Origin of the sequence: Grimontia celer, assembly GCF_900055185.1 — a bacterium.
GTDB classification, from domain to species: domain Bacteria; phylum Pseudomonadota; class Gammaproteobacteria; order Enterobacterales; family Vibrionaceae; genus Enterovibrio; species Enterovibrio celer.
The window spans coordinates 1,115,330-1,134,948 of sequence record NZ_FIZX01000002.1; the positions used below are offsets into that span (position 1 = coordinate 1,115,330).

A 19,619-nucleotide genomic window follows, 5' to 3' on the forward strand; every position below is an offset into this window, starting at 1 on the left:
GAATTTGGCCTCTCCGTTACATCAAGTTTGCGAGTGAAATTGAGTTTGTTATTTCATTTCGCTGACTTAGCTCTCAGTTTGCGATGCGTCGCAGAAGATATCGTCACACAGGTTTAATGAGTGATGACTTGGTTTTGAGCTAGTGAATCCGTATAGTGTGGCGGTTCACAATCTGAGACCAGGCTAATGTTTCAAGACAATCCATTACTTGCACAGCTAAAGCAGCAAATTAAAGAGACCATTCCAAAGAAGGAAGGCTCTATCAAAGCAACCGAACGAGGTTTCGGTTTTCTCGAAGTAGACAACAAAACCAGCTATTTCATCCCACCTGCTTACATGAAAAAAGTCATGCACGGTGACAAAGTCGTCGCGCTTATCCGCACTGAAAAAGAAAAAGAAGTGGCAGAGCCAGACGAACTGATTGAACAATCGGTTGAACGCTTCATTGGCCGGGTGAAAATGATTCGCGACAAGCTGAATGTCGTACCGGACAGCCCTCAACTCAAAGATGCAATCCGCGCGAAGACGAAGAAAGGCCTTAGCCGTGATGCATTGTCTGAAGGCGATTGGGTTGTAGCTACCCTTATCCAACACCCTTTGAAAGGCGACAACAACTTCTTCTGTGAAATCAGTGAAAAAATCACTGAGTCAGATGACAAGATTGCTCCTTGGTGGGTAACGCTGGCAAAGCATAACTTGCCAAATCAAGAGCCAGCGCCACAAGATAACTGGGAAATGCTGGACGAGTCATTGGTTCGAGAAGACCTGACTCACCTTCCGTTTATTACTATCGACAGCGAATCCACAAAAGACATGGATGACGCGTTGCACACAGTAGCGAACGAAGACGGCACCTTTACTCTGACTATCGCCATTGCTGACCCAACAGCTTATGTAGCACAAGGCACCGATCTAGATAAAGAAGCCCGTGAACGCGGTTTTACTATCTACCTACCGGGTCGAAACATTCCAATGTTGCCGCGCCAACTGAGTGACGATCTGTGTTCACTGCGTGAAGAAGAAGTTCGTCCAGCGCTGTGTTGCCGCGTAACGGTATTGGCTGACGGCACTATCGTTGAAGATGCACAATTCTTCTCCGCAACCATCAAGTCTCAGGGCCGTCTGGCTTACGATAATGTGTCCGATTTGCTGGAAACGGGATCATGTGACAAATGGCAGCCAACTGACATCATTTCAGAACAGGTTAATGCGCTACATGCACTCGCAAAAGCCCGTATGACCTGGCGTGAAACCAATGCAGTGACCTTTCCTGATCGCCCAGACTACCGCTTTGAACTGAGCGAAGACAACGATGTTGTTGCCATCCATGTTGACCCTCGCCGTATCGCAAATCGCATGGTTGAAGAAGCGATGATCACCGCAAACATTTGTGCTGGTCGTGCGCTTCGCGAACACTTTGGCTTTGGTGTATTCAACACCCACGCGGGTTTCTCTCCAGAGAAGATGGCTGATGCGGTTGAACTCATCAACAGCAACGGTGGCAACGTTTCAGCTGACCAGCTTGAAACTATCGAAGGTTTCAGTGCTCTGCGTCGTTGGTTGAACGAGCAGGAAACAACTTATCTGGATAACCGTATTCGCAAGTACCAATCTTATAGCGAGATTGGTAATGCCCCTGCGCCTCACTTCGCAATGGGTCTTGATGTTTACGCGACCTGGACATCACCAATCCGTAAATATGGCGACATGGTAAACCACCGTCTGTTGAAAGCGATTATCCGTGGTGAAAATGCTGCGACTACGCCTGACGAGATGATTGGTGAGGAGCTAGCTCTTCATCGTCGACATCATCGTATGGCTGAACGTGATGTGGCTGACTGGTTATATGTTCGACTGTTGAAAGATAGCGTCGCTGAGAAATCCACCTTTACAGCAGAAATCTTCGACATCAACCGTGCAGGTATGCGTGTACGTTTGTTGGAAAACGGTGCGATGGCATTTATTCCTGCACCGCTAATTGTCGATAACAAGAAGCGCATTGAATGTAATGGTGATATGGGCACTATCTCTGTTGATGGCGTCAAAGAGTTCCAGTTGGGCGATACCATCGAAGTCGTTCTTGCTGAAGTCAAAGAGCCTACACGCTCAATTGTTGGTAAGCCAACCCGCGAGTTTGCAGTGATTGCAGAGAAAACGGAAGAAGCGGTAGAGAAAAGCGAGTAAGTCGCTACGCTCAGTGAAAAAGCCAGACTGATGTCTGGCTTTTTTTATGTCTAATTTGGATCTCTTGCTTTTGCGTCAGGCAATAAAAAACCCGGTCCATGGAAGCCGGGTATAGGTTACTTTTTGACTTTTCACGCAGCAAGCGAATGTAAAGTCCAGCTATGCAGTAACGCCAAAGTTGGACCAATCATTGGGTTGTCGGCGGCCAAACCAATTCCCGATGACTGTTTGTGTCCAATAGCTTGCTCTTCAGCAAACCTTATTGTTATGAGAAAAATTCTACCAAGTGATGCTTAAACGCAACTGAACGACAAAGATAATGCTTAGTGTTCTATCGCTCATTAATTTGTATCGCGTCGCAATTCCAACCCAAACAGTCGGGCAAACTCGACCTCAATGGTGACTATAATCACATATCCGAGTCGCACTTGTAAAGCATTTGTCAAAAACCACATCGACGGTCAAGGCAAAAACCATTTCACATTCATTGGGTTACTACAAGTGTAGTAAGTGCCATTCAGGCATGCCAAATTTTCAGGACAGTTTTTTGTCTGCTTTTTTGCTATGCAGTCACGTTTTACGATGCAAATTTCAGCATGTGATTTTTGCATTTGTATTAACGGTGCAAATAAAAAGAGGCCGACTCATTACCCAACATCCAGTTGACGGAGTCTTCCAATCATCCAAGGTTTAGATAAAAAAATACCGCAGCACCAGATTGGCGTGCGGCTGGATATGCGGAAGTATCCAAGGACTCGATTCTTAAAAAGGTTTACTGCGGCGAAGCTTTTTAATTTCTTTTTCTACCTGCGCTCTCGTCAAACCAACATCTTGTAGAAAACGCTGATCATCTAAGTTTTTGGATAAATCTTGAATCAAATAGTACTTTCGGTTGAAGTGCCACACAGCATGTACCAACTTGGCTAACAAACCACCTCTATACGCAACTTTGCTTAAACCTTGCCTGTCTTCATTGATTAAATCGTTGTCGCTCGTTTTAACTACCATACCTACTCTCCCCTGACGTCGTTTTTGTTTTCCTTCTTGACAGCTCAATATTTAATCAATTTAATTATTAAGAAAAGCCAATATTTTTTGCTTAATACTTCAAGGGAGCTGAAGTAATGACAAACTTCGACATCGACCAACTCCGCACTTTAGTCGCGATTGCTGATTGCGGAAACTTCGCCGCTGCTGCTGATAGCGTTCACAGAACGCAATCAGCCGTCAGCATGCAAATGAAGAAATTGGAAGAATTGGCTGGAGTCGCGATATTCCAGAAGCAAGGAAGACGACATGTCTTAACCTCTCACGGTTTAACCTTGGTTAGCTACGCTAGGCAAATGCTCAATCTGAACGATCAGGCCATTTCTCATTTTCACAGTCCAGATATGAATGGCATGGTTAAATTTGGGGTTTGCGATGATTACGTTAATCTCATTTTCCGCCGCGTGCTGAACGGCTTTACAGAGCGTTATCCCAACCTTCAATTGTCTGTGCAAAGCAACAGTAGTCAGCGACTTTTAAAGCAAGTCCAGGATGGTCGACTGGATATGGCTTTAGTCAATATTCACGATGAAAGTTACCCTGTCACACAGCTTTCAACTGAACGACTCGTGTGGGCAAAATCCCGTCATGTCAGCTACTGCAAAGACAAGCCTCTTCCCGTTGCGATTGAGAGTGATTGTCGTTGGGGACGCTTGGCGCTAGAGCTACTAAACCGCGCAAATGTCTCGCACCAAGTTGTGCTCACTGCCGCTGACTTCCACGGTCTGAATGCAGCCATTGAATCTGGTATGGCTGTTTCCCTTATCGCTGCATGTTCAGTCACAGACAAAATGGATTTACTCGAACGGATAAACTGCAATTCTCTCGAAACCGCCATTGCGAATGGTTTGGCCATCAAGCCCGGAGCCAACGAACCTGCAGTGCTTGCGTTAGCGGATTACATTACCGAGTGGTATGTACGCAGGAACCAAACCGCTGCATAAAGTTCCAGACTTGAGAATTCTGTGACACCGCAGGCCTTTCGTCATTGCGCGGTTATTTTTCTGTCAATAAACTCATTAGATATCATGCATCATCGAGTAGTAATGAAAATTACACAGATACTCTGTTTGGTTCAGAACCCACAAATCGATGGAAGTGACAATGCCGAGAAATTGGATTCTCATTACTGGCCTTTTTTCCAGCCTTTTATTGATTGGTTGTGAATCGCCGACACATGATAGTGACGACTCCAATTTTTCATCGCATTACGAAACAAACCGCCCTGGAACGCTCGCTCCTTCCGGTTCTTCATTTGAGTCGTCAAAGATCCATGCGCTATTTGCTTACTTTGAAGAATGGAAAGGCACACCATACCGCTACGGCGGTGCCTCTAAACGCGGTATTGATTGCTCAGCATTTACCCAACAAGCATTTTTAGCTGTATATGAACATTCACTTCCCAGAACGACGAGACAACAAATTAAGGTGGGAGACAAAATCACACTCGCCAATGCAGGACACGGTGACCTGATTTTCTTTAAAACCGGTTCCAGTCGATACCATGTTGGCATTTATATCGGTGAGAAAGAATTCATGCATGCATCATCGTCTAAAGGAGTCACTATTTCCAGCGTCGACAATCCTTACTGGTCAAAAAGAGTTATTGATGTTCGCCGCTACCCTTTGCAATAACTACCAGGGAATAACGCTTCCATCGTGATGATAGAGTTTTCCAGTGCCTTCAGCAGACATACTTTCAAATACAGAAACAATTCGCTCTGCCGTTAATTGCGGACTGTAGAGCTTGTCTTTCGGCCAGTTCCGGGTGAAAGGCTCTGAGAGTGCACTTGGTGTCGTTCCAGGGTGCATGGCGATCACAGAAGTGCCTGATGCGCGTCTTCCCCATTCAATAGATAAGTTTTTTATAAACATGTTCAATGCCGCTTTAGACATTCGGTAGCTATACCACCCACCTAAACCGTTATCTTCAATGCTGCCCACCTTGGCGCTAAGCGACAACCAACGCAACTCAGAACGTCGTCGAATTAAACTATCCAAAGCCTGAGCCAGATGGACATGACTTATTGTGTTCACTTGTATTGATTGATGTAACCAGTCAGCATTGAGTTGCTTAAGGTTCTTCTCTGGTCCTTTGTCACCCTCATGAAGGAAGCCTGCGCAATGAATCACACCAACAAGATTTTCCATTCGCTCACTTAACCAATTCGACATCGCTGCAACACTTTCTGGCTCTGTCATGGCAATGTTGAGGTGACTGAGTGACGTTTCCTGAGCGCGACTGATTGTCAGCGTATCGTATCCTGCCAGTTTCAATCGTTCACAAACGGCTTTCCCAATCGTTCCATGTGAGCCAGCCACCAATACGCTCTTTTGCATCCTTCCCTCTCTCACTGTTCTGCTAGAATCTAACTCACTGATTTTAAAATTATCATTTCCCAATTCTGATCTTTTTTGAACCGTGTCCGTATTGGGAACCGCACATCAAACGTTAACAAGCCCTAGAGCTAGAAATATATGACTGAAGAAACAATTGTGATCACTGGTGCAGGGCAAAGAATTGGATTCGCGCTTGCTAGCCACTTTCGCTCAAAAGGTTATCGTGTGATCACGTCTTATCGCTCAGAGAAGCCAGGGGTCACCGCGTTAAGAGAGTTGGGTATAACCTGTATCCAAGCTGACTTCTCTTCTGATGGTGCAATCCATCAGTTTGCCCGGGAGATCGCTGAGCTGAATGTTGAGATACGGGCGCTGATCCACAACGCGTCTGATTGGAATGCGGAAAGCAAGACTGATGACTATGCGGCGTTGTTAAATGACATGCTGCAAATACATGTAAAAACACCCTACCTGCTCAATCTAGCTCTTTCGCCATTCATGACATCTGATTCACCGGCAGGTTCAGACATTATCCACTTCACTGACTATGTGGTACGAAAAGGCAGCGAGAAGCATATTGCTTACTCAGCCAGTAAAGCCGCATTGGACAACATGACTCTCTCGTTTGCCCAGAAGTTGGCCCCTGGCGTTAAAGTCAACAGCATTGCACCAGCACTTATCATGTTTAATGAAGGGGATGACGAGGCTTACAAAAAGAAAGCGCTGTCCAAGTCACTTATGGCTATAGCTCCCGGCGAGCAAGAAGTCGTCAACGCCGTGGAATTCATCATGAACAGCAATTATATGACCGGCCAAAGCATCAATTTGGATGGCGGTCGGGCACTCAAATAAATAACGGAGGCTGCGCTATGCAAAATGCCATTATCAAAATTACAAATCTTCGCCTGCGTACTTACATCGGATTCAACCCCGAAGAACAACAGAAGAAGCAGGATGTCGTCCTTAACATTGAAATACACTACCCGGGCGACAAGGCATGCATGAACGACAATGTTGAAGAGGCTTTGAATTACAAAGTGATCACCAAGTCGATCATTGATCATGTCGAAAACGGTCGATTCCTGTTGTTAGAAAAATTGGTTTCCAGCGTATTGGATATTTCACGTTCTCACCACTGGGTGACCTATGCCAATGTGACCATCGACAAGCCTCACGCTCTGCGTTTTGCCGATTCAGTCTCACTAAGCTTGAGTTGGCAGCAAGAAGAGTAATTCACCCTAATTTTAAGAGTTCCATCAAGATTTTCGAATAAGTCGTTCAGTTGTATCCGGTTCACCTACATTTAATGATGATTATAATTCTCATTAACTTACTACATTGGACACAAACGGAAGATGGAACAACCCACGCAATACAATGCGATTCTACGCGCTATCCATTGGCTGACAGCTTTGGTCGTTATTGGCCTGTTTGCGGTTGGCCTATGGATGGTTGATCTGACCTACTACAGCAGTTGGTACAAAACCGCCCCCTACTGGCACAAGTCAATCGGTGTTCTTCTCGCTTCATTGACTGTATTCAGATTGGTTTGGCGAACTGTAAAAGGTACGCCGGACATTGAGGGAAATCGCTTAGAACGCACTGCGGCTCATGCGGCTCACCATTTTATCTACGTTTTGCTGTTCGTCATTTTCGCGTCTGGCTATCTGATCTCCACGTCTGATGGTCGGCCTATCGAAGTATTTGATTGGTTTGAAGTACCCGCCCTTGGCGAACTATTCCCTAACCAGTCGGATATTGCAGGCGCGATTCACTACTACGCAGCCTTCACATTGATAGGCCTTGCTATTCTTCATGCGGCGGCGGCGTTAAAGCACCACTTTATAGATAAAGACAATACATTACGGAAAATGATTGGAGACAAATCGCTATGAAAAAGACACTTGTTGCTCTAGGATTCGCTGCGGCAACCATGCTGCCAACAATGGCTACTGCGGACGATTACGTGATCGACACCAGTGGTGCTCACGCGTCTATTAACTTCAAAGTTCCGCACCTTGGATACAGCTTCATCAAAGGCCGATTCAACAACTTTGACGGTGAATTCTCTTACGACCCAGCAAACCTTGCTGCATCAACCGTCGTTGTAAACATTGACACGACTAGCCTGGATTCAAACCATGCTGAGCGCGACAAACACCTTCGTTCTGGTGATTTCATCAATGCTTCAAAGTTTTCTACCGCGACATTTAAGAGTACATCTGTAGAAGACAATGGCGAAGGTTCAATCACAATTAATGGTGATCTAACTCTGCATGGTAAAACCAACCCTATCTCTATCGCTGCAAACTTTATTGGCGCAGGCAGTGACCCATGGGGCGGTTACCGTGCAGGTTTCGAAGGTACTACACGTTTGGAGCTTAAAGACTACGACATCGCTGTGATGGGTCCTTCAAGCTATGTTGATCTTGAGCTGCATGTGGAAGGTATCCGCAAGTAATTTCAGGCAACATTACCTACTGAAAATGGCAGGTTTTTACCTGCCATTTTTTTGCCCATTAAGCACAAACAGAACGAATAACAACTCTGATCACCATCCCCTTACAGATCTGACTTTGATCACATAAATAGCGTGCTTCAACGCGTAGAGTGTGGAGCTTATTTCCGGTTGTTTGGGGGAATCATGTTCAACCCTATCCTGTTTAGACACCAACTACATAAAGCACCTGAGCTCTCTGGTTTCGAAGAAAATACCGCAAAGCTAATTGCCGATACTTTGCGAAGTTTTGGCTACGATCCCCAGGTGAATATCGGTGGTTATGGGATAGTACTTACGATTGAGAGTGGCGTAGCTGGTCCTCACCTGTTATTTCGAGCTGATACCGATGCACTTCCTATTGATGAAGCCGCTTCTCATACTCATTGTTCTTGTACTCAAGGCATCATGCACGCCTGTGGGCACGATGGTCACTCCGCAAGTCTAATGGCGTTGGCCTACCGTTTATCGATGTCCTCTCTCCAGCGGGGAAAAGTTACCCTGATTTTCCAACCATCAGAGGAAAATGGTCAGGGTGCTCGAGCAATGTTAGATGATCAGAGTTGGTCCAAAGGCAAAATCGATTACGCATTTGGTTATCACAATGTGCCGGGGCACCCACTTGGGCAAATACTATATCGTGAAAACACATTTGCCTGTGCTTCTGCCGGTGTCTCAATCACGCTGACAGGGAAAACGGCTCACGCAGCTTATCCTGAAACCGCATTGAACCCCACTCAGGCGCTAAGAGAACTGATGCTCGACATTGAACAATTACCCCAAAAAGCGTCCGGCAGTTTTTCACTAGCTACCATCGTTCATGTGAGTTTGGGACAGCCTGCTTTTGGTACAACCCCAGCAGAAGCGACTTTAATGGCCACACTGAGAAGTGATAGCAACAAGTGCTTTGAAGCCCTGTGTTGTGAGGTGGAAAACATTGCGGGACGCTATGCAGAAAGAGATCGGCTAGATATAACTATCGAGTGGTTTGATAAGTTCAATGCCACCATTAATCACAGTGAAGCAAATATGCTGTTGAAGCAAGCCAGTAAGGAGCTAGGGTTTGATTACAATGTCCTCGATAAACCCATGCGCTGGTCTGAAGACTTTTCTGAATATTCCCGAACCTGGCCATCGGCGTTCTTTGGGCTCGGTAGTGGTGTGGAGCATCCTCCTCTGCACGACCCTCACTATGACTTCCCGGATGCGTTGATTGACGTTTCCAGCAAAATCTTCGAACAAATCATCCGAGATATGAACGGACTGAAAGCGCAGGACTTTATCCAAGCGATTTGATCGGTAGATTCATAACAAAAAAGCGAGGCCGGAGCCTCGCTTTTTCAATCAGTACTTTTGTGTTTATAGCTCGCCACGCAACTCAATCAGTTTTTGCTTGATTGCACGCGCTTTCTCTTCACTCAGGTCATATTTCCACATGACAAGAATGGCCAAGAGCGCAGTAGACGCAGGGATGATGATATCTGCCAAACGAAGGTTCGTGATGGTTTCAACAGACTGTGCACCAGCACCTGGATCAAAACCAACCACTTTAAGCACTAAACCACCAAGGATGAGCGCCAGCGCTTGGCCAATTTTCACCATAAGCCAATAAATCGCTCCAAATGTGCCCTCTTTACGTGGCATACCGTTGTCCAACTCATCCATATCACAGACGTCAGCTGTCATGCTCATCATCAGAGTAAACAGACCGCCGATACCGAAAGACATCAGTGGGATTGGCATAAAGATCATCCAAGGATTGCTTGGGTCGAAGCCCCACCATTTCAGGCCATAGCCAACAATTGAAATAGCAGTGGAGATAATAAATGCGTTGCGCTTACCCCATTTGTTTGCCATCCAGGTAATTACAGGGATTACAACAAACGCGGTAACAATCGCGCTGACCGTAGAGAACCATGCAGGCCACGTACCTGTTGCACCATAATCACCACCAAACATGTGGAACACGATGATGAAGAAGCTGAATGACGCAACAAGCTGAAAGCCATTAAAGACCAAGAAAGTTGCACCACAAAGACGGACGAAAGGTTTGTTTTTGAAAACTTGCTTAATGCCTTTAAAGACTTCCTTCAAGTTAGAGAAAATCGTCTTGAACGAGATTTCAGCGCGGTTACCCATGTCTGAAGCATCAATACCTTTACAGAACAGACCAGGAAGAATACCCAGAGTGATACAAGCACCTGCGACAAACAGCGACAATTGCTGCACGCCTTCTGCCTGGCTACTGAACAAATCAGGGTCGGCGATAAGTACCCAGAACCAAGGTACGATCATCCAAGCCACCTGACCCATGGTATTTGCAAATGCCATCAAACGCGTACGTTCGTTGTAATCAGAGGTCATTTCATAACCCAGACCAACAAACGGTGTTGCAAACATGGTGTTACCGATAGTGAAGATCAAAGAGAAAATGAGGAAATACCAGAAGTTGTACTCTTGTGATGCTTCAGGGTCCAGCTGCCAAAGCATGGCAAAGAACACGCCACTCAAGATCGCACCAACGACAATGTAAGGACGTCGTCTACCCCAGCGTGATTTAGTGTTATCAGTGATAAAGCCCATGATGGGGTCAGTGATCGCATCAAACAATCGTGGAAGACCACCTAGCAAACCTGCCAGAAAAGGGTCCATGCCGAAGGCGGTAATAAGGAAGAAAGAGAATACCCCTAACGCCCCCGGAAGAAGGTTAAGCGTCAGTGTACCTGCGCCATAAGCTCCTTTCTGAAGGACTGGAACGCTCTCCCTTGCGTCGTGAAGTTCACCTGCTGTGTTTTCTATTTGTTGTGACATGTCGAAATGTTAACCGTATGTAAATGCCGTTCTCGAATACTACCTAGCTAAGCTAAAACTCAGCAAATCGCTCGCATACGATATATATCTCTAAAACCACATTTTGAAAGCGCTTTCTTTGGTTGCAAATAGTGGCAGTGAGAAATGCTGTTGGAAAGGCGTTTAATTACAGTTTGATTGCACGATTATGTGCTGAATTTATGGCTCATCGCGCTATTTTTCTGTTCCGTCGTTAGCAAGCGATTTTTTATGTAAAACCAAGTAACAGGTCTCACAATAAAGACCAAAGATAGCCTCACCAGGCTTTGAAGTCACTTGAATAGAGTAAACAAAAAGACAAATAAAAAACCGCCGAAGTCACAAGACTTCGGCGGTTCAAGGTTTGATGAAGTTAGCTAAGCTTACTTCTTGGCAGCTCTACGCTCTTGAACAGCATCTGCCAGAATATTTAACACTTTCTCGGTGTCGTCCCAGCCTATACATGCATCAGTGATGCTTTGGCCATAAGTAGGTGCTTGGCCATCAACCAGATCCTGACGTCCTGCTACAAGGTGGCTTTCAATCATCACGCCAAAGATCGCATCGTTACCACCAGCGACTTGGCTTGCTACGTCTTCACCAACAACTAGCTGTCGCTTGTATTGCTTGCTGCTATTCGCATGGCTGAAGTCGATCATCAGCTTGTTGCGCAACTTAGCGGAATCCAGTTGTTCAGTGATTGCTGCAACGTGTTCGGCAGAGTAGTTTGGTTCTTTGCCACCACGGAGAATAATATGGCAATCTTCGTTCCCTGCGGTCTCCACAATCGCTGAGTGACCAAATTTAGTCACAGACAGGAAGTGGTGAGGAGATTCTGCTGAACGAATGGCATCAGTCGCAATCTTTATGTTCCCATCGGTGCCGTTTTTGAAGCCTACCGGGCAAGACAGACCAGATGCCAGCTCACGGTGAACCTGAGATTCAGTGGTACGTGCACCAATGGCACCCCAGCTAATAAGGTCGCCCATGTACTGTGGCGTGATCATATCGAGAAACTCACCTGCAGTTGGAAGACCCATGTCAGTAATATCCAACAGCAACTTACGTCCGATACGCAGACCATCGTTCAACTTAAAGCTGTTGTCCAAGTACGGGTCATTGATAAGACCTTTCCAGCCGACTGTTGTACGCGGCTTCTCGAAATAAACGCGCATAACGATTTCCAATCTATCGCTCAGTTGGTCACGAATAACCTTTAGCTTCTTACCGTACTCAACGGCTGCTTCTGGATCATGAATCGAACAAGGGCCGATGATAACGAGAAGACGATCATCCTTGTCGTTCAGAATTTTATGGATTGCCTGACGAGCGTTAAATACTGTTTCAGACGCATTTTCAGTCGCAGGAAATTTTTCCAGTACCGCTACTGGCGGCAGAAGTTCTTTGATTTTACTGATTCGGACATCGTCTGTTTGATGGAAGCTCATTCATTCACCCTTGCTACATTCTTCACACCCACCATCTTTGATGGAGTGCGTATTCCCTACTTATTTTTAGTTAACTTATCGCCAATCCAATAAGAGTGCAAACCTATTTTTACGCTTTTGATAAACTTTTTATGCCACTTAAATATTGACTATCAACACATACGTGCTAGCAACTAGTTTTCAGCAGGGTTTGGGAACAGGAGATCCAAATCCAAATACTCTTCAAGCGTGTCCGCCAGCACGTCTAGACTGCGTTGTTTTTCTTTCAATAAATCAATACCTTTAGCGTCATACAGCCCAGCCCATTCAAGAATAAGTTTGAGTGCCTCTGGTTGATCGAACAACCCATGCCAATATGTCCCAAAGATATTGTTATCCGAGTTGATCAAACCATCATCACCCTCTTCACAGATGACTGGGGTCACACCTTTTGATGCGGTCACTCCCATATGGATCTCATAGCCCGTGACCTGACTCACCTTTCCATTGAGGTGAAGTTCTCCCAACTTTTGGGTAAGTACCTTTTCTTTCTCAATCACAGTCACTGCATCAAGATAACCAAGTCCTTCTACTTCCAACTGGGGGCCTTCCAGCCCCGATGGGTCTGAAATGTGCTTTCCTAACATCTGGTAACCACCACAAATACCGACGACTTTGCCGCCATATCTCAGGTGCTTTTGAATTTGTTTATCCCAGCCAAACTCTCTGAGGCTGGTTAAGTCTGAAATCACACTTTTACTGCCCGGCACGACAATCAAATCACAAGAAGGAATTGGTTTTCCTGGCGCCACATATTGCAAGTTAACCTGTGGATGAGCTCTTAATGCATCGAAGTCAGTGTGATTGCTAATGCGCGGCAGAACGGGAACAGCAACATTCAGGACAGTTTTACCTAAATCAATGTTTTCCTGTTTAGTGTCGATAGCGTCCTCCGCATCAAGCATCAGCCCTTGAAGATAAGGGACGACGCCAAGCACGGGCTTGCCTGTTTTCTCTTCAAGCCAATCAAGGCCAGGCTCGAGAAGACTGACATCGCCTCGAAAACGGTTAATGACAAAGCCGACGACACGATCCCGTTCTGATTGTGAAAGGCAATCCAAGGTGCCAACCAAATGAGCAAATACACCGCCCCGGTCTATATCTGCAACTATGATCACCGGAACGTCCGCCTCTTCCGCAAACCCCATATTGGCAATGTCATTCTCGCGCAGATTAACCTCTGCAGGACTCCCCGCCCCTTCGATGAGTACACAGTCGTATTCAGTGGTCAGTTTCTCAAAAGACTCCAACACTGGCGTCATGGCAAACGCTTTATAGGATTGGAAGCCAATGGTATTCATGGCATCGACCGCTTTTCCTTGCACAATCACCTGAGCAGCGCTGTCCGCGCTTGGTTTTAGCAAAATAGGATTCATGTGCACTGTCGGTTCGATTCCACAGGCGAACGCTTGAAAGGCCTGAGCGCGGCCAATCTCGCCGCCATCCTGAGTCACAGCGCTGTTAAGTGCCATGTTCTGGGGTTTAAATGGAGCCACTTTTACACCCTGGCGAGAGAGAACGCGGCAGAGACCAGCAACAATAACGCTTTTACCTGCGTCAGATGTTGTGCCCTGAACCATAAGGGCTTTAGAGGTAGATAGCATGGATGAATCCGAACGGTATGAAACTGTGATATGAAAGGCAAAGATATCATAGTCATTGCAAAAAAATGCTAGCGCCATCGTTCAGCAGCAAATTCTTTGTAATCGCGGTCAAAGTTATTTGCATCGTCACTAAAGTTTTCGCACAGGTAGCCATACACTCAAAGCTATGTTGCAAATAACGCTTGCTGCAAGGAACGCTGTGAAAAATTTAAAAAAATCATGTGCTATCAAGACGATTGTTACCGCCCTTACTCTGACTTCATCAGCCGCTATGGCGACCAATTTTAGCTACACCAATTTAGAAGTCGGATTTACTGGTAACCCTTCTGGACTCGGCGCGACAGGCCGACTGGCCTTTATGGACGGTGCGCACTTTATTGTTAACGGTAGCAGTCAGTTTGAAGGGGATTGGATTGTTTCAGGTGGCGCTGGTTTCCATGCCCCTGTTAACGGTTTTGTCGATATTCACGGTGACGCACGCGTCTATTCCGTGAAATTCCCAGAGGATGATAAGCACGATTGGGGCGAATTAGCTTACGGCGTCAATGTTGGCGCGAAAGCATGGGTCCTACCTCAGATCGAAGCTAACATTCTTGTCGGTCAGATTGCTTTTGACTCAGACGATACACGCTCTGTCGTCGAGCTAGGGGGCCGCTTTCACTCAACAGATATCCTTTCTGTCGGCGCGACGTATCGGGCTAATGGCCTCTACAAAGAGCAATTCTATTTCGACGTACTTTTTAATTTTTAATCTTAAATTTACGTCAAATCAAAGCGGGCAGAGTGTCCGCTTTTTTATTCGATGGTTGAAACTAAAGAACGTGCTTCGCTTGGAGTAAAACCAAAATAGCGCTTAAACTCGCGGCTGAACTGAGACGGACTGCTATATCCCACCTCATAGCAAACCTCCGCCACTTGATACCCTGAAGAAAGCATCGATCTCGCTTTATGCAGCCTAAGTGATTTCACATACTGCATAGGTGAAACTGTCGTAACTTGCTTAAAATGCTCATGAAGCGTCGAAGCACTCATTCCCGCAACGTTCGCAATCTCTTCAATCGCCAAATTTCGCTCAAAGTTTTGCTCAATGTAGTGAACAACCGGTGCAATTCGATTTGCCCCCGCATGGTTACTCACACAGTTTCTCAACAATCCACCACCAGGTCCTTTCAGTACCTCATAGTAGAGTTCCCTGAATATTGAGGGTGCCAGAATGTCGCGATCCATTGGGTTATCCAGCAAGCCCAACAGCCTTGTCACAACATTCTCGATCGCTGGGGTCATTTTTGTTGATTGAGTAAAATCTCGCTGAGGATGTGAAGAGGCTTCCTGCTGCCAAGGCGACATTTCCATCATCAACTGGCCGACCATTTGCTGGTCTATCGCCAGACTGAAACCCACATAAGGCCTCTCTTGGCTAACATCTAAAAGGCTTGCTTCTACGGGCCGTGTAACAGAATTAATTAGGTAGGTATCTTCGCTGTAGACAAAGGTTTGCTTTCCTGTGGAGACGTGCTTTTCTGCTTGCAACACAAAGCAAATTGAAGGCTGGAGCACTATTGGCATCAGATCAACCTTCTCTAAGCTCGCATAAAGCTTTAAACCCTCTATTTCAGACGGTTGACCACACTCACCCTTCACTTTTTCAAACACTTGCTTTGCAAGTGCTGAGACAAATTCCATTTTATTAACCTTTTGCTAAACATTGTCTACATGACCGTAGGATTATGACACTAAATAAGCAGTTAGAATGATACACCTCATGAATTCCGGAGTAATAGGCAAGAGTTCTGGAACATCTCGATAACATTAGCCATAAATTGAATACATAGTAAATAAAGGCTAATGACCACAGTTGCGTGTGTTGAAGCCAAATACGCTGCCGTTCTATGTACGAAAGGAGACTACCATGAGCGTATCCGTGAATATTAACGGACAGGACTTTGAGCTCGATGTACCCGCGGACACCCCTTTACTTTGGGCTATTCGTGACAACCTCAACTTAACAGGCACTAAGTTCGGGTGCGGCCTTGCACAATGTGGCGCGTGTACTGTTCACATGGGTGGTCAACCCATTCGTTCTTGTGTCACACCAGTGTCTGCTGTTGCAGGGCAGAAAATCACTACTATTGAAGGTATTGAGTCAAAGGCTTCTAAAGCCATTCAAGCTGCATGGGAAGAGATTCAAGTACCGCAATGTGGGTACTGCCAATCAGGCCAGATCATGGCTGCCAGCGCACTACTTGCCAGCAATCCATCCCCTTCCGACGCAGACATTGATGCAGCCATGAACGGAAACATCTGCCGCTGTGCAACCTATGTCCGTATTCGTGAAGCAATCAAGCAAGCAGCCACTGAACTGAGACAGGGATAGAACCATGCGCGATTTTCTGAACGGTTATGTGCCTGAAGAGGCTTTCCTCAAAAATACTAAACAGGTGGGAACCAGCCGCCGTAACTTCATTAAGCTCATGTCGACAGCCGGTGCTGGATTAACCTTAGGTGTTCATCTTCCTTCTGTTGCAGCCGGTGCCAGCGAAACAGCGGGTAAGCCTTTTGAACCCAACGCTTTTGTGCGTGTCGGTTCAGATGACTCAGTCACTATCATGATTAAACACTTGGACATGGGCCAAGGCGTGACGACGGGCTTGGCAACCATTGCCGCTGACGAACTCGATGCAGATTGGAGCAAAGTCACCACAGAGGCTGCTCCTGCAAACGCCAACGAATATAACAACCTGCTATTTGGCCCCGTACAAGGTACAGGCGGTAGTACCGCTATCGCAAACTCCTTTATGCAGCTTCGCATGGCGGGCGCAAAAGCCAAGACAATGCTGGTGAACGCTGCCGCCAAAGTGTGGGAAGTCCCTGCGGCAGAAATCACAGCGAGCAACAGCACCCTCTCCCATTCCGGTACTGCAAAGTCAGCCAGCTACGGTGAGATGGCTGAGCTCGCCGCACTTCAATCAGTGCCTGCAGATGATCAAGTTGTATTAAAAACGCCAGAACAGTTCACCATCATCGGTAGAACGGGAACAGCACGCAAAGATAAAGGCAAAAGCAACGGCACCGCGACCTTCACACAGGACGTACAACTTGACGGTATGCTGACCGCGTTAGTGGCTCATCCACCAGCGTTTGGTGCAAAAGTCGTTTCGTTTGATGCCACTGCTGCCAAGCAGTCACCGGGTGTTGTCGATGTTGTCCAGATCCCGACGGGTATTGCGGTTGTAGCGAAAGACTTCTGGAGCGCCAAAACGGGACGCGACAAATTGTCGATAGAATGGGATCGCTCTGAGTTCACAAAGAACACTGAACAGCTGAAAACTGAATACACGGCACTTGCCCAAACACCCGGCCTTGCCGCCCGCAACGATGGCGAAGCAGGTAAAGTTCTCGAAATCGCCGAAAACGTTGTCGAGGCGACTTACTATTTCCCTTATCTTTCCCATTCACCAATGGAACCTATGAACTGTGTGGTTCTGGCCGGCGATGGTAAAGCTGAACTTTGGTATGGCGCCCAGATTCAAACCATCGATCAGTTTGCCGTAGCTACCGTCCTTGGTATCAAGCCGGAGAATGTGACCATCAACACCTTGTTTGCTGGGGGTAGCTTCGGACGTCGAGCCAACCCACAAGCAGATTACGTTGTTGAAGCGACAATGATTGCCAAAACGCAGCCGGGTGTGCCAGTAAAATTGGTATGGACGCGTGAAGATGACATGCGCGCGGGTTATTACCGCCCAATGTACATTCACAAAATCCGTGGTGCCGTCGACGATGAAGGCAACATCACTGCATGGGAACAACGTATTGTTGGGCAATCGATCGCTGCAGGTACCGCATTTGAGGACTTCATGGTGAAAGATGGAGTTGACTCATCTTCGGTCGAAGGTGCCTCTACCCTGCCTTATGCTATTCCCAACTTAGCCGTTGAACTGCATACCGTTCAGCAACCTGTTCCTGTTTTGTGGTGGCGCTCAGTGGGTCACACCCACACCGCGTTTTCAACGGAAGCCTTCCTTGATGAACTGGCCCACAAAGCTGGTAAAGACCCCGTTGAAATGCGACGAGGTCTGCTAAAAAACCATCCACGACATCTTGGTGTTCTGAATCTGGCCGTTGAAAAGTCAGACTGGGGCAAACCACTACCGAAAGGTAAAGGCCGCGGCATTGCGGTTCATGAGTCGTTCCGCACCTTTGTTGCTCAGGTTGTCGAAGTCACCGTCGAAAATGGCCAAATCACTGTCGACAAGGTCGTTTGTGCCGTTGATTGTGGTGTTGCTATCAACCCGGACATCATTAAAACCCAGATGCAAGGCGGTATTGGTTTTGGTCTGTCACCTGCGCTTGTCAGCGAAATAACACTCCAGGATGGCGCAACAGTGCAGTCAAACTTCCATGACTATCTGGTACTGAGAGAAATGCAGATGCCAGAGATTGAGGTGCACATTGTGCCGTCTGCAGAATCACCAACCGGTGTTGGTGAACCTGGTACACCACCTATCGCCCCCGCTGTCGCAAACGCCGTGTTTGCTGCAACTGGCCAGCGATTACACGATCTACCAATGAAGCTGTCTTAACCTCAACGTCATCAAGGAAGGATAATGGCAAACCACCTACACTATTTGCTAAACGAGTGGTATCCGGAAAGAGACAATGCCGAGTGGGTACTCGGTACTGTTTATGAAACGGAGGGACCTTGTTACCGAAAAGCCGGTGCAATGATGCTTTTCAGTAGTTTGGGTCAACAACTCGGTATGCTTAGCGGTGGTTGTCTGGAATCAGACATCCAACGCCATGCAAAAAAGGTGATGATGACAGGTGAGGCCTGCACGTTGACTTATGACAGCCAGGATGAAGACGATTTGTCTTTCCAACTTGGTATTGGCTGTGGCGGCACCGTTCATATCATGCTGCAGCCAATCCATGCGGATAACGGCTACTTAAGCCTCGATGTTATTCATGCCCAGTTGGAACAAAGAAGATCCGGCTTCTACTATCAGCGCATCGTCACGAAAAGTGCTGAAATAGAGGCGAACTATATCCCCTCAGAGAAGACTCACCAGCTAGAGGCTGATAGAAACACCATTGGTGAACGACTTGATGAAGGCGATCAGCGCTGGCTGAAAACCTTCATTCAACCCCCTACTCACCTTCTCGTTTGTGGAGGAGGGTTTGATGCTAGGCCGATAGTTTCCCTTGCTCATCAATTAGGTTGGCGCGTCACGCTTTGGGACCCCCGCCCAGCAAATGCAAGACGCGATTACTTTCAAACCGCGCATTACATCCTGCGAGAACAGGCAGAGACCTTGGGTTATTTCTGCAACGAAAAGCATGTCGATGCTGCAGTAGTAATGACGCACAGTGTTTCTCTCGACGCCTCCGTATTGAAATCGCTCACGGATACGCGTTTACGTTATCTTGCCCTACTTGGCCCAACACATAGAAAAGAAGATGTTCTGCAAACCGCAGAGTTACAGGAATCACAATTACCGTGCAAACTTGCAGGACCAGCAGGGTTGCAACTGGGTGCAGCATTGCCAGAAGGGATTGGACTTTCTATTCTGTCAGAATGTATGGCGGCACTTAATGATTCAAACGCCAAATCTTTCAGTGGAATAGTATAAG

The 19,619-nt window shown here is 46.7% G+C and carries 18 protein-coding genes; 12 read left to right on the plus strand and 6 right to left on the minus strand.

Annotated features, from left to right (window positions below):
- Positions 1-186: 186 nt before the first annotated feature.
- On the plus strand, positions 187-2,184 hold the full coding sequence (locus GCE9029_RS15240; RefSeq protein ID WP_062664416.1) for an exoribonuclease II: 1,998 nt from the start codon (positions 187-189) through the stop codon (positions 2,182-2,184).
- A gap of 762 nt (positions 2,185-2,946) precedes the next feature.
- On the opposite strand, the gene GCE9029_RS15245 is transcribed toward GCE9029_RS15240, so the two are convergent.
- On the minus strand, positions 2,947-3,192 hold the full coding sequence (locus tag GCE9029_RS15245) for a DUF1127 domain-containing protein (RefSeq protein WP_062664418.1): 246 nt from the start codon (positions 3,190-3,192) through the stop codon (positions 2,947-2,949).
- A 116-nt stretch (positions 3,193-3,308) separates the two neighbouring features.
- Here GCE9029_RS15245 and GCE9029_RS15250 point away from each other — a divergent pair, with 116 nt between their 5' ends.
- Both GCE9029_RS15250 and GCE9029_RS15255 read left to right on the plus strand, forming a co-directional pair.
- A complete protein-coding gene (locus tag GCE9029_RS15250) occupies positions 3,309-4,175 on the plus strand; it encodes a LysR substrate-binding domain-containing protein (protein WP_062664420.1) in 867 nt (288 codons plus the stop codon).
- A gap of 148 nt (positions 4,176-4,323) precedes the next feature.
- A complete protein-coding gene (locus GCE9029_RS15255; protein ID WP_231870114.1) occupies positions 4,324-4,866 on the plus strand; it encodes a C40 family peptidase in 543 nt (180 codons plus the stop codon).
- Here GCE9029_RS15255 and GCE9029_RS15260 read toward each other — a convergent pair whose 3' ends face one another.
- Complete coding sequence (locus tag GCE9029_RS15260; RefSeq protein ID WP_062664425.1) at positions 4,867-5,571, minus strand: SDR family NAD(P)-dependent oxidoreductase; 705 nt, start codon at positions 5,569-5,571, stop codon at positions 4,867-4,869. It lies immediately after the preceding gene.
- A gap of 138 nt (positions 5,572-5,709) precedes the next feature.
- Between GCE9029_RS15260 and folM the strand changes: the two genes are divergently transcribed.
- From folM to GCE9029_RS15285, 5 genes are all read left to right on the plus strand, one after another.
- Entirely contained in the window at positions 5,710-6,423 is a 714-nt protein-coding gene (folM, locus tag GCE9029_RS15265) for a dihydromonapterin reductase (protein ID WP_062664427.1), read from the plus strand.
- A 17-nt stretch (positions 6,424-6,440) separates the two neighbouring features.
- The gene (gene folX, locus GCE9029_RS15270) at positions 6,441-6,803 is read left to right on the plus strand and encodes a dihydroneopterin triphosphate 2'-epimerase (RefSeq protein WP_062664429.1); all 363 of its coding nucleotides are present in this window, start codon (positions 6,441-6,443) and stop codon (positions 6,801-6,803) included.
- A gap of 123 nt (positions 6,804-6,926) precedes the next feature.
- Positions 6,927-7,466 (plus strand): cytochrome b, encoded by a 540-nt coding sequence (locus GCE9029_RS15275; protein WP_062664432.1) that lies wholly within the window; start codon positions 6,927-6,929, stop codon positions 7,464-7,466.
- Positions 7,463-8,032 carry a YceI family protein gene (locus tag GCE9029_RS15280; RefSeq protein ID WP_062664434.1) on the plus strand — a complete coding sequence of 190 codons (570 nt, stop codon included), beginning with the start codon at positions 7,463-7,465 and terminating at the stop codon, positions 8,030-8,032. Before GCE9029_RS15275 ends, GCE9029_RS15280 begins: the two co-directional genes overlap by 4 nt.
- Positions 8,033-8,215: 183 nt before the next feature.
- Entirely contained in the window at positions 8,216-9,364 is a 1,149-nt protein-coding gene (locus tag GCE9029_RS15285) for an amidohydrolase (protein ID WP_062664436.1), read from the plus strand.
- Between the two features lie 63 nt (positions 9,365-9,427).
- On the opposite strand, the gene GCE9029_RS15290 is transcribed toward GCE9029_RS15285, so the two are convergent.
- The 3 genes from GCE9029_RS15290 to GCE9029_RS15300 form a co-directional block, all read right to left on the minus strand.
- The gene (locus GCE9029_RS15290) at positions 9,428-10,879 is read right to left on the minus strand and encodes an MFS transporter (RefSeq protein ID WP_062664437.1); all 1,452 of its coding nucleotides are present in this window, start codon (positions 10,877-10,879) and stop codon (positions 9,428-9,430) included.
- Between the two features lie 401 nt (positions 10,880-11,280).
- On the minus strand, positions 11,281-12,345 hold the full coding sequence (gene aroG, locus GCE9029_RS15295; protein ID WP_062664438.1) for a 3-deoxy-7-phosphoheptulonate synthase AroG: 1,065 nt from the start codon (positions 12,343-12,345) through the stop codon (positions 11,281-11,283).
- A gap of 173 nt (positions 12,346-12,518) precedes the next feature.
- A complete protein-coding gene (locus GCE9029_RS15300; protein WP_062665700.1) occupies positions 12,519-13,988 on the minus strand; it encodes a cobyric acid synthase in 1,470 nt (489 codons plus the stop codon).
- Positions 13,989-14,187: 199 nt separating this feature from the next.
- Between GCE9029_RS15300 and GCE9029_RS15305 the strand changes: the two genes are divergently transcribed.
- On the plus strand, positions 14,188-14,739 hold the full coding sequence (locus GCE9029_RS15305) for a hypothetical protein (protein ID WP_062664439.1): 552 nt from the start codon (positions 14,188-14,190) through the stop codon (positions 14,737-14,739).
- Positions 14,740-14,783: 44 nt separating this feature from the next.
- On the opposite strand, the gene GCE9029_RS15310 is transcribed toward GCE9029_RS15305, so the two are convergent.
- On the minus strand, positions 14,784-15,671 hold the full coding sequence (locus tag GCE9029_RS15310) for an AraC family transcriptional regulator (protein WP_062664440.1): 888 nt from the start codon (positions 15,669-15,671) through the stop codon (positions 14,784-14,786).
- A 226-nt stretch (positions 15,672-15,897) separates the two neighbouring features.
- On the opposite strand from GCE9029_RS15310, the gene GCE9029_RS15315 reads away from it, so the two are divergent.
- From GCE9029_RS15315 to GCE9029_RS15325, 3 genes are read left to right on the plus strand one after another with little or no spacing between them, the layout of a single operon-like run.
- A complete protein-coding gene (locus tag GCE9029_RS15315; protein WP_062664442.1) occupies positions 15,898-16,362 on the plus strand; it encodes a (2Fe-2S)-binding protein in 465 nt (154 codons plus the stop codon).
- A gap of 4 nt (positions 16,363-16,366) precedes the next feature.
- The gene (locus tag GCE9029_RS15320; protein ID WP_062664444.1) at positions 16,367-18,571 is read left to right on the plus strand and encodes a xanthine dehydrogenase family protein molybdopterin-binding subunit; all 2,205 of its coding nucleotides are present in this window, start codon (positions 16,367-16,369) and stop codon (positions 18,569-18,571) included.
- Between the two features lie 24 nt (positions 18,572-18,595).
- Positions 18,596-19,618, plus strand: coding sequence for an XdhC family protein (locus GCE9029_RS15325; RefSeq protein ID WP_062664446.1), 1,023 nt, complete (start codon positions 18,596-18,598; stop codon positions 19,616-19,618).
- The last annotated feature ends 1 nt before the right edge of the window (position 19,619 follow it).

Excerpts from the sequence above, each read along its gene's own strand:
- GCE9029_RS15240 (WP_062664416.1), top strand. The coding sequence starts at position 187 with ATGTTTCAAGACAATCCATTACTTGCACAGCTAAAGCAGCAAATTAAA.
- GCE9029_RS15245 (WP_062664418.1), bottom strand. The coding sequence starts at position 3,192 with ATGGTAGTTAAAACGAGCGACAACGATTTAATCAATGAAGACAGGCAA.
- GCE9029_RS15250 (WP_062664420.1), top strand. The coding sequence starts at position 3,309 with ATGACAAACTTCGACATCGACCAACTCCGCACTTTAGTCGCGATTGCT.
- GCE9029_RS15255 (WP_231870114.1), top strand. The coding sequence starts at position 4,324 with ATGGAAGTGACAATGCCGAGAAATTGGATTCTCATTACTGGCCTTTTT.
- GCE9029_RS15260 (WP_062664425.1), bottom strand. The coding sequence starts at position 5,571 with ATGCAAAAGAGCGTATTGGTGGCTGGCTCACATGGAACGATTGGGAAA.
- folM (WP_062664427.1), top strand. The coding sequence starts at position 5,710 with ATGACTGAAGAAACAATTGTGATCACTGGTGCAGGGCAAAGAATTGGA.
- folX (WP_062664429.1), top strand. The coding sequence starts at position 6,441 with ATGCAAAATGCCATTATCAAAATTACAAATCTTCGCCTGCGTACTTAC.
- GCE9029_RS15275 (WP_062664432.1), top strand. The coding sequence starts at position 6,927 with ATGGAACAACCCACGCAATACAATGCGATTCTACGCGCTATCCATTGG.
- GCE9029_RS15280 (WP_062664434.1), top strand. The coding sequence starts at position 7,463 with ATGAAAAAGACACTTGTTGCTCTAGGATTCGCTGCGGCAACCATGCTG.
- GCE9029_RS15285 (WP_062664436.1), top strand. The coding sequence starts at position 8,216 with ATGTTCAACCCTATCCTGTTTAGACACCAACTACATAAAGCACCTGAG.
- GCE9029_RS15290 (WP_062664437.1), bottom strand. The coding sequence starts at position 10,879 with ATGTCACAACAAATAGAAAACACAGCAGGTGAACTTCACGACGCAAGG.
- aroG (WP_062664438.1), bottom strand. The coding sequence starts at position 12,345 with ATGAGCTTCCATCAAACAGACGATGTCCGAATCAGTAAAATCAAAGAA.
- GCE9029_RS15300 (WP_062665700.1), bottom strand. The coding sequence starts at position 13,988 with ATGCTATCTACCTCTAAAGCCCTTATGGTTCAGGGCACAACATCTGAC.
- GCE9029_RS15310 (WP_062664440.1), bottom strand. The coding sequence starts at position 15,671 with ATGGAATTTGTCTCAGCACTTGCAAAGCAAGTGTTTGAAAAAGTGAAG.
- GCE9029_RS15315 (WP_062664442.1), top strand. The coding sequence starts at position 15,898 with ATGAGCGTATCCGTGAATATTAACGGACAGGACTTTGAGCTCGATGTA.
- GCE9029_RS15320 (WP_062664444.1), top strand. The coding sequence starts at position 16,367 with ATGCGCGATTTTCTGAACGGTTATGTGCCTGAAGAGGCTTTCCTCAAA.
- GCE9029_RS15325 (WP_062664446.1), top strand. The coding sequence starts at position 18,596 with ATGGCAAACCACCTACACTATTTGCTAAACGAGTGGTATCCGGAAAGA.